The sequence below is a fragment of the Brevundimonas sp. GW821-FHT12C05 genome, from assembly GCF_058807475.1.
This window is the reverse complement of the sequence record NZ_JBXAQS010000004.1, coordinates 146287-158809: the sequence shown is the minus strand read 5'-3', so window position 1 is coordinate 158809 and position 12523 is coordinate 146287. Positions and strand designations below refer to the sequence as shown.

Genomic DNA, 12523 nt, shown 5'->3' with positions numbered 1-12523 from the left:
GGCGCCTCACCCCATCCACAGCGTCGCGGGATGCTCCAGCAGGCCCTTGATGCGCTGCACGAAGACCGCCGCGTCGTGACCGTCGACGATGCGGTGATCGAAGCTGGACGACAGGTTCATCATCTTGCGCACGACCATCTGGCCGTTCCGCACCACGACGCGTTCCTCGATCTTGTTCGGACCGACGATGGCCACCTCGGGGTGGTTGATGATCGGGGTGTGGACGAGGCCGCCCAAGGTGCCCAATGAGGTGATGGTGATGGTCGAGCCCGACAGTTCGTCACGCTTGGCCGAGCCGTCCTTGGCGGCGCCCGAGACGCGGGCGATTTCGAGGGCGGTGTCGTAGGGGTCACGGGCCTCGGCGTGACGGACGACCGGCACCATCAGGCCGTTCGGCGTCTGGGCGGCGATGCCCAGGTGGACGGCGGCGTGCTGGGTCAGGATCCCGGCCTCGTCATCGTAGGTCGCGTTGATCTGCGGCTGGTCGCGCAGGGCCACGACGATGGCGCGGGCGATGAAGGGCAGGACGTTCAGCTTGGGCTGGTCCTTGGCCTTGGTCGCATTCAGGTGGGCGCGAAGCTCCTCCAGCGCGGTGACGTCGATCTCTTCCACATAGGTGATGTGCGGAATGCGGCGGACGCTCTCGGCCATCTTCTCCGCGATCTTGCGGCGCAGGCCGATGATGCGGACCTCGGTGGTCCCTTCGGCCTTCGCGTAGGTCGAAGCGGTCGATCCGGAGGCGGACGATGTGGAGCCGCCCGAGGCCACGAAGGCGTCGAGGTCGGCGTGCTCGATGCGACCGGCCGGGCCGGAGCCGGGCACGAACTGCAGTTCGACGCCCAGGTCGCGGGCGCGGTTGCGTACGGCCGGCGAGGCCAGCGGGCGCTGGTTGCGGTCGGAGAGGGTGCGCGGCTTGCTGTCGGCGGCGACCGGGGCCGGCGCGGCCTTGGGCGCAGGCGCCGGCTTGGCGGCGGGGGCCGGAGCAACCTCGGCTTTCGGCGCGGGAGCCGCGGCCGCAGCCACATTGCCCTTGCCCTCGACCTGGAAGCTGACCAGCGGACCACCGACGGGGACCTGCTGACCGGCCTCGCCATGGATGGCCACGACGACGCCGGTGACGGGCGAGGTGATCTCGACGGTGGCCTTGTCGGTCATGATGTCGGCGAGGATCTGGTCCTCGGACACGCTGTCGCCGACCTTGACGTGCCAGCCGACCAGCTCGGCCTCGGCGGTGCCTTCGCCCACGTCAGGCAGTTTGAAGACGTAGTTGGCGCCCGAGGCGGGCTGCGCGGCGGGCGCGGCGACGGGCGCCGGGTCGGCCTTGGCGATCGGGGCCGGCGCGGCCTCGGCCTTCGGCGCCGGAGCGGGTTCGGCGTCGGACGCATTGCCGGCGCCCTCGACCTCGAACTCGACCAGGGGGCCGCGCACGGGGACCATCTCGCCGGGCTGGCCGTGGATGGCCAGGACCTTGCCGCTGACCGGAGCGGTGATCTCCACCGTCGCCTTGTCGGTCATGATGTCGGCGACGATCTGGTCCTCGGCGACCATGTCGCCGACCTTGACGTGCCAGCCGACCAGTTCGGCCTCGGCGGTGCCTTCGCCCACGTCGGGCAGTTTGAAGACGAAACGACCCATGTCAGCGACCTCCGCTCATGGTGGCTTTCAGGGCGTCGGCCACGCGTTGCGGACCGGGGAAGTATTCCCACTCGAAAGCGTGCGGATAGGGGGTGTCCCAGCCGGTGACGCGCGCGATGGGGGCCTCCAGGTGATAGAAGCAGCGCTCCTGGACCAGGGCCGACAGTTCGGCGCCGTAGCCCGAGGTTTTCGGCGCCTCGTGCACGATGACGCAGCGGCCGGTCTTCTTCACGCTGGCCTCGATGGCTTCGATGTCCAGCGGCACCAGGGTGCGCAGGTCGATGACCTCGGCGTCCACGCCCGCGTGCTCGGCGCCCGCCAGCGACACCCAGACCATGGTGCCCCAGGCCAGGATGGTGACGTCGGCGCCTTCCTTCATGATGCGCGCCTTGCCGATCGGCTCGACGTATTTGCCGGTCGGGACCTGGGCCAGGTCCTGGGCCTTCCACGGCGACACCGGCTTCTCGTGCCAGCCGTCGAACGGGCCGTTGTAGAGGCGCTTGGGCTCGAAGAAGATGGTGGGGTCGTCGTCCTCGATGCAGGCCGTCAAAAGGCCCTTGGCGTCATAGGGGTTGGACGGCACCACGACCTTCAGGCCGGCGATGTGGGTGAACAGGCTCTCGGGGCTCTGGCTGTGCGTCTGCCCGCCGAAGATGCCGCCGCCGTAGGGGCTGCGCACCGTGATCGGCGAGGTGAACTGGCCGCCCGAGCGGTAACGCAGCTTGGCCGCTTCCGAAACGATCTGGTCGTAGGCCGGATAGATGTAGTCGGCGAACTGGATCTCGACGACGGGGCGCAGGCCGTAGGCGCCCATGCCGATGGCGGCGGCGACGATGCCGCATTCCGAAATCGGGGCGTCGAAGCTGCGGGTCAGGCCGTGCTTCTGCTGCAGCTGGTCGGTGACCCGGAAGACGCCGCCGAAATAGCCGGCGTCCTCGCCGAACGACAGGACGTTCGGGTCCTCGCTCATCTTGACGTCGATGGCCGAGTTGAGCGCCTGGATCATGTTCATCGGGACCACGCCATTGGTCGGCGCAACCGACTTGGGCGCATGCTTCTGATCGACCATGTCGGGCTCGACGCCGTCCTTGCGGTCGGCTTCGGTGAAGGTGGTTTGCTCGCTCATGATCAGACTCCCACCTCGCGGCGCTGCTCGATCAGACGCCAGTCCTCGGTCGCATAGACCTCCTCGAACATGGTCTTCACCGAGGGTCTCGACTGGCCGAGCGTGCCGATGGCCTCGGACTCCTTGCCGGCGGCGCGGACCTGTTCAACGGCCTCCTTCTCGGCCTCGGCCTGCTGGTCGTCCGACCATTCGCCGAGCGCGATCAGGTGCTGCTTGAGGCGATCGACCGGATCGCCCAGCGGCCATTTCTCATGCTCGTCGCCCGGGCGGTAGCGGCTGGGGTCGTCCGAGGTGGAGTGCGGGGCGCCGCGGTAGGTGAACAGCTCGATGACCGTCGCGCCCTGGTTGGTGCGCGCGCGTTCCTCGGCCCATTTGGTGGCGGCCCAGACGGCGAGGAAGTCGTTGCCGTCAACGCGCAGGGCCGGAAGGCCGTAGCCGATGGCCTTGGACGCGAAGGTCGTCTCCAGACCGCCCGCGATGCCCATGAAGGACGAGATGGCCCACTGGTTGTTGACGACGTTCAGGATGACCGGCGCGCGGTAGACCGCGGCAAACGTGAGCGCGTTGTGGAAGTCGCCTTCCGCGGTGGCGCCGTCGCCGATCCAGCTGATGGCGATCTTGTCGTCGCCCTTGTAGGCGCTGGCCATGGCCCAGCCGACGGCCTGCGGCACCTGGGTGCCGAGATTGCCCGAGATCGTGAAGAAGCCGTACTCCTTGGACGAGTACATGATCGGCAGCTGGCGGCCCTTGATGGGGTCGGCGGCGTTCGAATAGATCTGGTTCATCATCTCGACCAGCGGATAGCCGCGCGAGATCAGCAGGCCTTGCTGGCGATAGGTCGGGAAGCCCATGTCCTCGCGGCCCAGGATCATGCCCTGCGCGACCGCGATGGCCTCTTCGCCCGTGCACTTCATGTAGAAGCTGGTCTTCCCCTGACGGTGGGCGCGGTGCATCCGGTCGTCGAAGGCGCGGGTCAGGATCATGGCCTTCAGACCCTTGCGCAGGGTCTCCGGATCCAGCTTCGGATTCCACGGACCGACGGCCTGGCCGTCGTCGTCCAGCACGCGGACCAGCTTGAAGGCGTGGTCGCGCATCTCGTACGGCGTGGTCGCCACGTCCGGGCGATCGACCGCGCCGGCGGGGTCGAAGCGGAGATGGCTGAAGTCAGGGGCGTCGCCCGGGCGGCCCGAAGGCTCGGGCACGCGCAGAGACAATTGGGGGGTATTGGGCTTCTTCATTCCGTCCTGCTGTCCGGTTGATCCGACCGCGTTTTCCTCAGGCCTCGATCTAGCACGAGGCCCGTGCCAAGGCTCGCTCGATTTCGACCTTGCACTATGCCCATCAGGGGTATTTTATTGCGTCATAATAACAAGTGGAGAAACGCCTTGGCCGAAGAGCTGGATCCCGTCGACGCCCGGATTCTTGACATCCTGCAACAGGACGCGGGCCTGTCGGTCGCCGAGGTCGCCGACCGGGTCGGTTTGTCGGCCTCGCCGTGCTGGCGCCGGATCAAGAGGCTGGAGGATACGGGCTTCATCCGCAAGCGGGTGACCCTGCTGGACGCCGAGAAGCTGGGCCTGGATTTCGAGGTCTACGCCATCGTCAAGCTGAGCCTGCCGTCGCGCGAGAACCTGGACCTGTTCGAGGCCGCCGTGACCCACTGGCCCGAGGTGGTGCAGTGCGCCACCATCACCGGCCGCGAGGACTATGTGCTGCGGATCATCACCTCCGACATGCACGCCTTCGATAAATTCCTGCGCGACAAACTGCTGAGCCTGGCCATCGTGTCGGACTGCGAAAGCCACATCGTCACGCGCGGCGTGAAGAATGTGACCACCCTGCCTCTTGGCATCGTGACCCCGCACGTCGGATAGTGCCGGTTCCTGAGGGGGAATGGCATGCGGGCATTGGCGACAGCGGCGGCGACACTGGGTCTGATGCTCGGCGCCGGCGCGGCGGCCGCGCAGGCGCCTGAAGCCCTCGTCACCGCGCCGCCCGAGCCGCTGCTGATCGAGAGCGTGGCGCGCGGCGGAGCGGGCGACCTGATCGTCTCGTCCATCCACAAGGGCCGGCTGATGCGCGTCGGCGCGGACGGGGTCCTATCGCCGTTCGGCCCCGAGGGACGTCAGGCGATGTTCGGCCTCGCCGCCGATCCGGCGCGCGGGGTCCTGTGGGTCGCCTCCTCTCCCTCGCCCGCCGACGAACAGACGGACCGGCCGGCGGAACTGATCCAGGTCGACGCCGTCACCGGCGCCGTCCGCGCCAGCCATGCGGCGGCGGGGCTGGAGCACGCCTACGGAGATGTCGCCCTGGGGCCCGACGGGACGGTCTTCGTCGCCGACTCGAAGGGTCAGCGCATTCTGGCGTTGCGGCCCGGCGCCGCGAACCCCGAACCGCTGGTCATCCTGTCCGGACGCGCCTCGCCGCAGGGCATGGCGGTGTCTGCCGATGGGCGCTGGCTCGTGTTCGCAGACTACAGGAGCGGCCTGCACCGCATCGATCTGTCCGAAGGCTACGCCGCGCGGGACTTCACCGCCGCGCCGTCCTCGCCCCTGCCGGGTCCCGAGGGCGCGGAGCTGCGGGGCATCGACGGCCTCGCGCGGCATGGTGATCAGATCATCGCGATCCAGAACGGGACCCAGACGCATCGCGTGTTGCGCCTGACGCTGACCCCCGACTGGTCCGCCGTCACCGCCCGGGAGCCCATGATCGAGGGCCCGCCGCTGGAGGAGCCGACCACCGGCTTCGTCGAAGGCGACAGCCTGATCTTTGTTTCACGCAGCCAGTGGACCGATTTCGGTCCGGATGGCCGCCCCACCTCGGCCACGCCGGCCCCCGCCGTGGTCAGCCGCCTGCCCCTCACTCCGGAGACCCGACCATGATCGAGATGGTGATCGACGCGCGCCGCAAGGACCTGGGCGGGTTCGAGGTCGGGCGCGTGCTGCCGTTCCATTCGCGCCGCATGGTCGGCCCGTTCATCTTCCTGGACCAGATGGGGCCGGCCGAGTTCGCGCCGGGGGCCGAGGCGATCAATGTGCGGCCGCACCCGCATATCGGCCTGTCGACCCTGACCTATCTGTTCGAGGGCGAGATCATGCACCGGGACAACACCGGCGTGACGCAGGCGATCCGGCCGGGCGAGGTCAACTGGATGACCGCCGGCAAGGGCATCGTCCACTCCGAGCGCACCGATCCGCTGAAGAAGAGCCAGGGCGGGACCATGCACGGGATGCAGGCCTGGATCGCCCTGCCGACCGAGCATGAGGAGATGGAGCCGTCCTTCCACCACCTCGGCGAGGACGGCCAGCCCGCCTATGAGAACGGCGGCCTGTTCGCGCGGCTGGTGGCGGGCGAGGCCTACGGTGCCAAGGCCGCCGCGCCGATCTCGTCGCCGCTCTTCTACGTCCACTGGGAACTGGCCGAGGGGGTGCGCACCGCGCCGCCGCCGGGCACGGGGGCGGGCGGCTATTCCGAGCGCGCCCTGTATGTCGCCAAGGGCGAGATCGAGGTCGGCGACCGCGTCTTCCACGAAGGCCAGATGATCGTGCTGGAGCCCACGGCCGAGCCGACGATCAAGGCGATTCGACCCTCGACCGTCATGGTGCTGGGCGGCGAGCCGGTCGGGCCGCGCGTGATCTGGTGGAATTTCGTCTCGTCCACCCAGGCCCGGATCGATCAGGCCAAGGAAGACTGGAAGGCCGGGCGGATGGCCCTGCCCGCCGAGGACGACCTGGAGTTCATCCCTCTGCCCGACACGCCCGCGACGCCCGAACCGGCGCCGGTGAAGCCGGAGCCGACCCACCCGGTTTGACGGCGTTTATCGCGCCGCCACCCAGTCGACGATGGTCTTCAGGGCCTCGGGGTCGAGGGTGGTCGCGATGCCGGCGTATTCCGCCGGCAGCCCGGTCACGGCCGGCTGCATCAGGTGGTTCAGGTTCGGCAGGACGACGATCTCGGCCGAGGGCAGGATCGCGCGCAGGGCCGCCGCATTCTGCTCGGCCGGGACCTGGGCGTCCTTGCCGCCGTAGAGGGCCAGCACGGGGATATGCAGCGCCGTCAACGACGGCCGGGGGTCGTGGGCGACGAACCAGCGGGTCCACGGGGCGCTGACCTGGGCGGCGGCGGCCTGACGCTGGGCCTCGGGCAGGCCGGCTTCGGCGAAGATGGGATCGACCGCCGCCGCGACATCCCGCGCCGATCCGGCGTTGGCCGCCACGGCCGCCATGATCCGGGCCTGCAGGGCGACATTGGCCTCGACCATCGCGGGCGGCAGGCCCGAAGCCTGCTGGATGGCCCGTGACTGTTCGACCAGCAGGTCGCCGCCGGACACCGCCGGCCCGGCGATCATGACCAGGAAGGCCACTTGGGGATCGGCGCCCGCGACCAGCGGCGCGATCGTCCCGCCCTCGCTGTGGCCGATCAGGCCGATGCGGCCGCGCGCGATGTCGGCGCGCGACTCCAGAAAGGCCACCGAAGCCTCGGCGTCGACGGCGAAGTCGGCGCTGGTGGCCTCCGCGACCGGACCGGTGGAGCCGCCCACTCCCCGGTCATCGACGCGCAGCACGGCGATCCCGCGCCGGGTCAGGGCGTCGGCGAGGACCAGGAAGGGCTTGTGGCCGAAGACGGTCTCATCGCGGTCCTGCTGGCCCGAACCGGTGATCAGCAGGACCGCGGGAAAAGGGCCCGGTCCCTCCGGGAGGGTCAGGGTCCCCGCCAGCTGGACGCCGGGGGTGGGGGTCGCGATGACCACGTCCTCGCTGCGATAGGGAAAGGGGGCCTGCGGGGTCTGGGGACGCAGGGCGGCGGGCTCCGGCGCGGGCGGCGGCGGGGCCGAGGGGGCCAGCTCCATCACCCGGGTCAGGACCAGCGGCAGGCTGGCCCCGCCCTGGCTCAGCACGCCGTTCACGGTCCGGCCGGCGTCGGCCAACGTGCCCTCGAAGCTTCCACTCGCCGCGGGTATGGAAAAGCGAACCACCCCGCCCTGCACCGACAGGCCGCTGACCGGCAGGCCGTTGACGCCCTGGTCGGGGCTGTCGACCGTCGCGCCGCCGACGGCGTCGACGTTCAGCACCACGCGCAGGCTTTGGCCGCCGACGGTCACGCGGCCTTCCCAGCGGCCCGCAAGCTCTCCGGCGGGAGTCTGTGCCCCGGCAATGGACACGGCGGCGGCGAGGGTCAGCGACAGAAGGGTCATGAGGGTCTCCTTGAGCGCGAGCCTATGCGGCGAGCCGGCGGTCGCCAAGCCGCGACCGTAATCCGCAACCGTCGAAGGTCTTGAATGCCGGCGACGGGACCCGATCTGTCGGTCATGACCGCTTTCTCCGTGCTCGACCTGTCGCCCATCGTGGAGGGCGGAGACGTCCGCCGCGCCCTGCTGGAAACCGCCGAACTGGCCCGGACCGCCGAAAGGACGGGGTTCAAGCGCTTCTGGCTGGCGGAGCACCACAACATGCCCGGCATCGCCAGCGCGGCCACGGCGGTGGCGCTGGGCTTCGTGGCGAGTCAGACCCAGACCATCCGCGTCGGCTCCGGCGGGATCATGCTGCCCAACCATGCGCCGCTGGTGGTGGCCGAGCAGTTCGGCACCCTGGCCGCCCTCTATCCGGACCGGATCGACCTGGGCCTGGGCCGCGCGCCCGGCACGGACGGCGAGACCGCCCGCGCGCTGCGCCGCTATTTCGAGGCCGCCGACCAGTTCCCGCGCGACGTGATGGAGTTGCAGGCCTTCCTCGGCGATCCGGTCGAGGGCCAGCGCGTCACCGCCTGGCCCGGCGCGGGATCGAAGGTGCCGGTCTGGCTGCTGGGCTCCAGCCTGTTCAGCGCCGAACTGGCCGCCCATCTGGGCCTGCCCTTCGCCTTCGCCAGCCATTTCGCGCCGGAACTGCTGCTGCAGGCGCTGGAGACCTATCGCGCCGGCTTCCGACCGTCGAAACAGCTGGCCCAGCCCTATGCCATGGCCGCCATCAACGTCTTCGCCGCCGACAGCGACGCGGAGGCGCAGCGCGTGTCGACCTCGATGCAGCAGGCGTTCGCCGCGGTGGTCACCGGCAAGCCCGGCAAGCTGAAACCCGCGGTGGACGACATCACCTCGGTGCTGGACGCCCGCCAGATCGCGGCGGTCGAGAGCCGCCTGACCTACGCCGCCGTCGGGGGCGTGGACACCGTGCGGACCAAGCTGGCCGAGTTCATCGCCCTGACCAAGGTGGACGAGGTGATGGTCACCGGCATGATCCACGATCTGGATGCCCGGCTGCACAGCCTCGAAGTGACGGCGGAAGCGATCAGGGGGCTCTAGAGCCCCTTCAGGAAATCGATCAACCAGGCGTTCACCGCGTCGGGCCGTTCCTGCTGGATCCAGTGGCCGGCGCCGGGGACGACGACCTGCGAGCGCAGGTCGGGGACGATGTCCTTCAATCCCGCCTCGTGCTGGCCCGAATAGTGGCGGACGGGATCGCGGTCGCCGACCATGAAGGCGCCCGGGACGCGGACCCGCGCCTCCTGCAGGAAGGCCGTCTGCGACCAGTTCAGGTCGATGCAGCGATACCAGTCCAGCGGGGCGCGGAAGCCGCCCGCCGAGAAGGCCGCGACATATTCCGCGAAATGCTCGGCGCTCATCCACGGCGGCAAGGGCGCATCGTCGGGGACAGTGGAGATGAAATTCTCGCCCGGCTGGATGAAGCCGGTCGACTGCAGCTCCGGCGGAGTGGCGCCGTCATAGGCCCAGAAGCCCTTGCGCAGGCCCGCCGCCACGTCGGTCTCGAAGACGGCATGGGCGTCAGGGGCCTGGAACTGGTTGATGTAGAGCTCGCCCAGGCCGGCGCGCCTGGTGATGGCGGCCATGGCGACGGTGGGCGGGCCCTTGGTCCGACGCGGCTGCAGCGGCACCGACAGGGCGGCGACGGCGGTGAAGACGTCGGGCCGCATCAGGGCGCAGTGCCAGGCCACCGGCGCGCCCCAGTCGTGACCGACGACCGTGCAGGTCTCCTCGCCCAGCGCCCGCACCAGATCAACCATGTCGCCGACCAGATGGAGGATGGAATAGGCCTCCCGCTCGGCGGGCTTGTCGGTCCCGCCATAGCCGCGCATGTCGGGGGCGACCGCGTGATAACCGGCCTCGGCCAGCGCCTGCACCTGCGCTCGCCAGCTGATCCCGAGCTCGGGAAAGCCGTGGATCAGCAGGACCAGCGGGCCGGAGCCGGCCTCGAGGATCTGCTGGCGAAGGCCGTCAGTCTGGATCAGGCGGGTTTGCATGGACGCACCCGATCACCGGGCGCGAACAGGCGCAAGCCGTTTAGAGCTCGACGCCCGTCGTGCGCATGATCTCGGCGCGCAGTTCCGGCATGCCGTCGCCCTTTTCCGCCGAGGTGACGATGACCGCCGGGAAGGCGGCCGGGCGTTTGGCGATGGCCTTCAGGGTCTCGGCCTGGACCTTCTCGGCCTCGCCCTTCTTCAGCTTGTCGGCCTTGGTCAGGACGATCTGGTAGCTGACGGCGGCGAGGTCGAGGGCGTCCAGCGCCTCGGTGTCCACCGACTTCAGCCCGTGGCGGGCGTCGATCAGCAGATAGACCCGCTTCAGCGTCACCCGGCCGCGCAGGTAGTCGCGGCCCAGGTCCTGGAACTTCTTGACCGTCGACTTGGACGCCTTGGCCCAGCCGTAGCCGGGCAGGTCGACCAGACGCATCTTGCCGTCGAGGTCGAAGAAATTGACCTCGCGCGTGCGCCCCGGCTCGTTCGACGCCCGGGCCAGCTTGTGCATGCCGACCAGGCCATTGATCAGGCTGGACTTGCCCACGTTCGACCGACCCGCGAAGGCGATCTCGGGCAGGTCAGGATCGGGCAGTTGCTCGATCTTGGCGCAGCCCATGACGAAGGTGGCCGGGCGCGCGAAGAGGATGCGCGCCTGTTCCAGTTCCTCGGGGGTGAAAGCGTCCAACTAGACCTTCGCCTTCTGGAACCGGGCCAGGAAGGTGTCGATCGGGTTCTCGGCCTTGAAGCGGTGCATGATGATGTACTGCTGGAAGATGGTCAGCACGTTGGACCACGCCCAGTAGATCAGCAGGCCGGCCGGGAAGTTCGCCATGATGAAGGTGAACACCACCGGCATGAACTGGAAGATCTTGCGCTGCATGGGGTCCGGCGCGGGCGGGCTCATGGCCATCTGCAGCCACATGGTCGCGCCGTAAACGATGGCCAGAACGCTGAGGCCCAGGCTGAAGCCGCCGCCCGGATGGCTGACCAGCAGGTTGCCGATCAGGGGCGCGGTGGACGGATCCCAGGGGATCAGGCCGAACAGGTTCCAGATGGTGGTGTGATCCGGCGCCGACAGGTCGCGCAGCCAGCCGAAGAAGGGCGCGTGCCGCATCTCGATGGTGACGAACAGCATCTTGTAGACGGCGTAGAAGACCGGGATCTGGAGCAGCAGCGGAAGGCAGCCGGCCAGAGGATTGATCTTCTCCTTCTGGTACAGCGCCATCGTTTCCTGCTGCTGCTTCTGCGCGTCGTCAGGGAACTTCTTCTTGATCTCCTCCATCTTGGGCTGGAGGTTCCGCATCTTGGACATGCTCTCGTAGCTCTTGTTGGCGAGCGGGAACATGAGGAGGCGGACCGACAGGGTCAGGCACAGGATGGCCAGGCCGAAGTTGCCGAGGATTCCGTAGAAGAACTCGATGACGATGAAGATCGGGCGGGTCAGGAAGAACAGGAAGCCCCAGTCGATCGCGTAGACGAAGCGCGGCAGGCCGAGGTCCTTCTCGTAGCCGGCCAGGATCTCGTTGCGCTTGGCGCCGGCGAACAGGCGGGTCGTCTCGGTGATCTGGGCGTTGGGCGCGATGGTGCGCTCGGCGCCGCGCAGCAGGGCCGCGTGGGTGTCGAAGCGGGCCTGGTCGGTGACGAAGAAGCCGGCGTCGACCTTCTCGGCCTGATCCGGGATCAGGGCGGCGAGCCAGTATTTGTCGGTGATGCCCAGCCAACCGCCGGTCGATTGATGCTCCTGGGCCGGCTTCTTGGCCCAGGCTTTGTATTTCAGCTGGGTAGTCGTGTATTTTTCGCCGTCGCCGAAGGTGCCGATGCCGCCCTCGTGCAGGACCTGCTGGCGGCCCAGATCGTCCGGAACGCCCTGACGCTCGATGCGGCTGTAGGGCTGCAGGGAGATCGGGGCCTGGGTGAAGTTCGAAACCGTGTCCGAGACCGTGAACATATACTGGTCGTCGATGCTGATGCGGCGCGAGAAGCGCAGCCCCTGGCCGTTGTCCCAGGTCAGGGTGACCGGCGTCGTCGGCGTCAGGGTCGCGCCTTCGGTCAGGCGCCAGGGCGTGTTCGGGCCGGGCACGCCGCCGGGGACGTTCGGACCGTTCCAGCCGAACTGGGCGAAGTAGGCGTGGCGCATGCCCTGCGGGCGGAACAGCTCCACCGCCGGGGAATTCTTGTCGACGGTCTCGCGGTATTTGGTCAGGAACAGGTCGTCGATGCGCGAGCCGGTCAGGGCGAGCGAGCCGGTCAGGGTCGGCGTCTGGATACGAACACGCATACCGGTGCCCAGGGCGGCGGTGCGGTCGGTGACGAAGACGGCGGGCGCGGGCGACGCCGTTCCGGCGGCTCCGGCGGCCGGACCCTCGCCGGCCTTCTCGGCGGCGGCGGCCTGCTGCGCGGCGCGGCGCTGGGACGTCTGGGCGGGCGCCACCAGCATGACGTAGGCGGCGAACAGGAGCGCCGCGACCACGAAGAAGATGATCGTGTTACGGCTGTTATTCTGAGGAGGCATGG

At 69.0% G+C, this 12523-nt stretch carries 11 protein-coding genes; 4 read left to right on the top strand and 7 right to left on the bottom strand.

What is annotated here, in order from left to right; all coding sequences use genetic code 11:
- Window positions 1-6: 6 nt before the first annotated feature.
- Genes AC1RRF_RS14395 through AC1RRF_RS14385 form a run of 3 tightly spaced genes read right to left on the bottom strand, consistent with a single transcriptional unit; the run spans window position 7 to window position 3999 of the window.
- Window positions 7-1635 carry a dihydrolipoyl dehydrogenase family protein gene (locus AC1RRF_RS14395; RefSeq protein ID WP_492835700.1) on the bottom strand — a complete coding sequence of 543 codons (1629 nt, stop codon included), beginning with the start codon at window positions 1633-1635 and terminating at the stop codon, window positions 7-9.
- A 1-nt stretch (window position 1636) separates the two neighbouring features.
- Complete coding sequence (locus tag AC1RRF_RS14390; RefSeq protein WP_492835698.1) at window positions 1637-2761, bottom strand: alpha-ketoacid dehydrogenase subunit beta; 1125 nt, start codon at window positions 2759-2761, stop codon at window positions 1637-1639.
- Window positions 2762-2763: 2 nt separating this feature from the next.
- Window positions 2764-3999, bottom strand: coding sequence for a 3-methyl-2-oxobutanoate dehydrogenase (2-methylpropanoyl-transferring) subunit alpha (locus AC1RRF_RS14385; RefSeq protein WP_492835696.1), 1236 nt, complete (start codon window positions 3997-3999; stop codon window positions 2764-2766).
- Between the two features lie 147 nt (window positions 4000-4146).
- Here AC1RRF_RS14385 and AC1RRF_RS14380 point away from each other — a divergent pair, with 147 nt between their 5' ends.
- The 3 genes from AC1RRF_RS14380 to AC1RRF_RS14370 are packed head-to-tail and all read left to right on the top strand — an operon-like array spanning window position 4147 to window position 6572.
- Complete coding sequence (locus tag AC1RRF_RS14380; RefSeq protein WP_492835694.1) at window positions 4147-4635, top strand: Lrp/AsnC family transcriptional regulator; 489 nt, start codon at window positions 4147-4149, stop codon at window positions 4633-4635.
- 24 nt (window positions 4636-4659) lie between these two features.
- Window positions 4660-5643 (top strand): SMP-30/gluconolactonase/LRE family protein, encoded by a 984-nt coding sequence (locus AC1RRF_RS14375; protein ID WP_492835692.1) that lies wholly within the window; start codon window positions 4660-4662, stop codon window positions 5641-5643.
- Window positions 5640-6572 (top strand): pirin family protein, encoded by a 933-nt coding sequence (locus AC1RRF_RS14370; RefSeq protein ID WP_492835690.1) that lies wholly within the window; start codon window positions 5640-5642, stop codon window positions 6570-6572. Before AC1RRF_RS14375 ends, AC1RRF_RS14370 begins: the two co-directional genes overlap by 4 nt.
- Before the next feature lie 6 nt (window positions 6573-6578).
- Here AC1RRF_RS14370 and AC1RRF_RS14365 read toward each other — a convergent pair whose 3' ends face one another.
- Entirely contained in the window at window positions 6579-7955 is a 1377-nt protein-coding gene (locus AC1RRF_RS14365; RefSeq protein WP_492835688.1) for an alpha/beta hydrolase family protein, read from the bottom strand.
- A gap of 114 nt (window positions 7956-8069) precedes the next feature.
- Here AC1RRF_RS14365 and AC1RRF_RS14360 point away from each other — a divergent pair, with 114 nt between their 5' ends.
- Window positions 8070-9056, top strand: a complete 987-nt coding sequence (locus tag AC1RRF_RS14360; protein WP_492835686.1) for an LLM class flavin-dependent oxidoreductase — start codon at window positions 8070-8072, stop codon at window positions 9054-9056.
- On the opposite strand, the gene AC1RRF_RS14355 is transcribed toward AC1RRF_RS14360, so the two are convergent.
- From AC1RRF_RS14355 to yidC, 3 genes are read right to left on the bottom strand one after another with little or no spacing between them, the layout of a single operon-like run.
- Complete coding sequence (locus tag AC1RRF_RS14355) at window positions 9053-10012, bottom strand: alpha/beta fold hydrolase (RefSeq protein ID WP_492835684.1); 960 nt, start codon at window positions 10010-10012, stop codon at window positions 9053-9055. The genes AC1RRF_RS14360 and AC1RRF_RS14355 overlap by 4 nt on opposite strands.
- A 40-nt stretch (window positions 10013-10052) precedes the next feature.
- Window positions 10053-10694, bottom strand: coding sequence for a ribosome biogenesis GTP-binding protein YihA/YsxC (gene yihA / locus AC1RRF_RS14350; protein ID WP_291840783.1), 642 nt, complete (start codon window positions 10692-10694; stop codon window positions 10053-10055).
- Window positions 10695-12521 carry a membrane protein insertase YidC gene (yidC, locus tag AC1RRF_RS14345; RefSeq protein WP_492835681.1) on the bottom strand — a complete coding sequence of 609 codons (1827 nt, stop codon included), beginning with the start codon at window positions 12519-12521 and terminating at the stop codon, window positions 10695-10697.
- Window positions 12522-12523 lie beyond the last annotated feature (2 nt).

Excerpts from the sequence above, each read along its gene's own strand:
- AC1RRF_RS14355 (WP_492835684.1), bottom strand. The coding sequence starts at position 10,012 with ATGCAAACCCGCCTGATCCAGACTGACGGCCTTCGCCAGCAGATCCTC.
- AC1RRF_RS14360 (WP_492835686.1), top strand. The coding sequence starts at position 8,070 with ATGACCGCTTTCTCCGTGCTCGACCTGTCGCCCATCGTGGAGGGCGGA.
- AC1RRF_RS14385 (WP_492835696.1), bottom strand. The coding sequence starts at position 3,999 with ATGAAGAAGCCCAATACCCCCCAATTGTCTCTGCGCGTGCCCGAGCCT.
- AC1RRF_RS14370 (WP_492835690.1), top strand. The coding sequence starts at position 5,640 with ATGATCGAGATGGTGATCGACGCGCGCCGCAAGGACCTGGGCGGGTTC.
- AC1RRF_RS14365 (WP_492835688.1), bottom strand. The coding sequence starts at position 7,955 with ATGACCCTTCTGTCGCTGACCCTCGCCGCCGCCGTGTCCATTGCCGGG.
- AC1RRF_RS14390 (WP_492835698.1), bottom strand. The coding sequence starts at position 2,761 with ATGAGCGAGCAAACCACCTTCACCGAAGCCGACCGCAAGGACGGCGTC.
- AC1RRF_RS14375 (WP_492835692.1), top strand. The coding sequence starts at position 4,660 with ATGCGGGCATTGGCGACAGCGGCGGCGACACTGGGTCTGATGCTCGGC.
- yidC (WP_492835681.1), bottom strand. The coding sequence starts at position 12,521 with ATGCCTCCTCAGAATAACAGCCGTAACACGATCATCTTCTTCGTGGTC.
- AC1RRF_RS14395 (WP_492835700.1), bottom strand. The coding sequence starts at position 1,635 with ATGGGTCGTTTCGTCTTCAAACTGCCCGACGTGGGCGAAGGCACCGCC.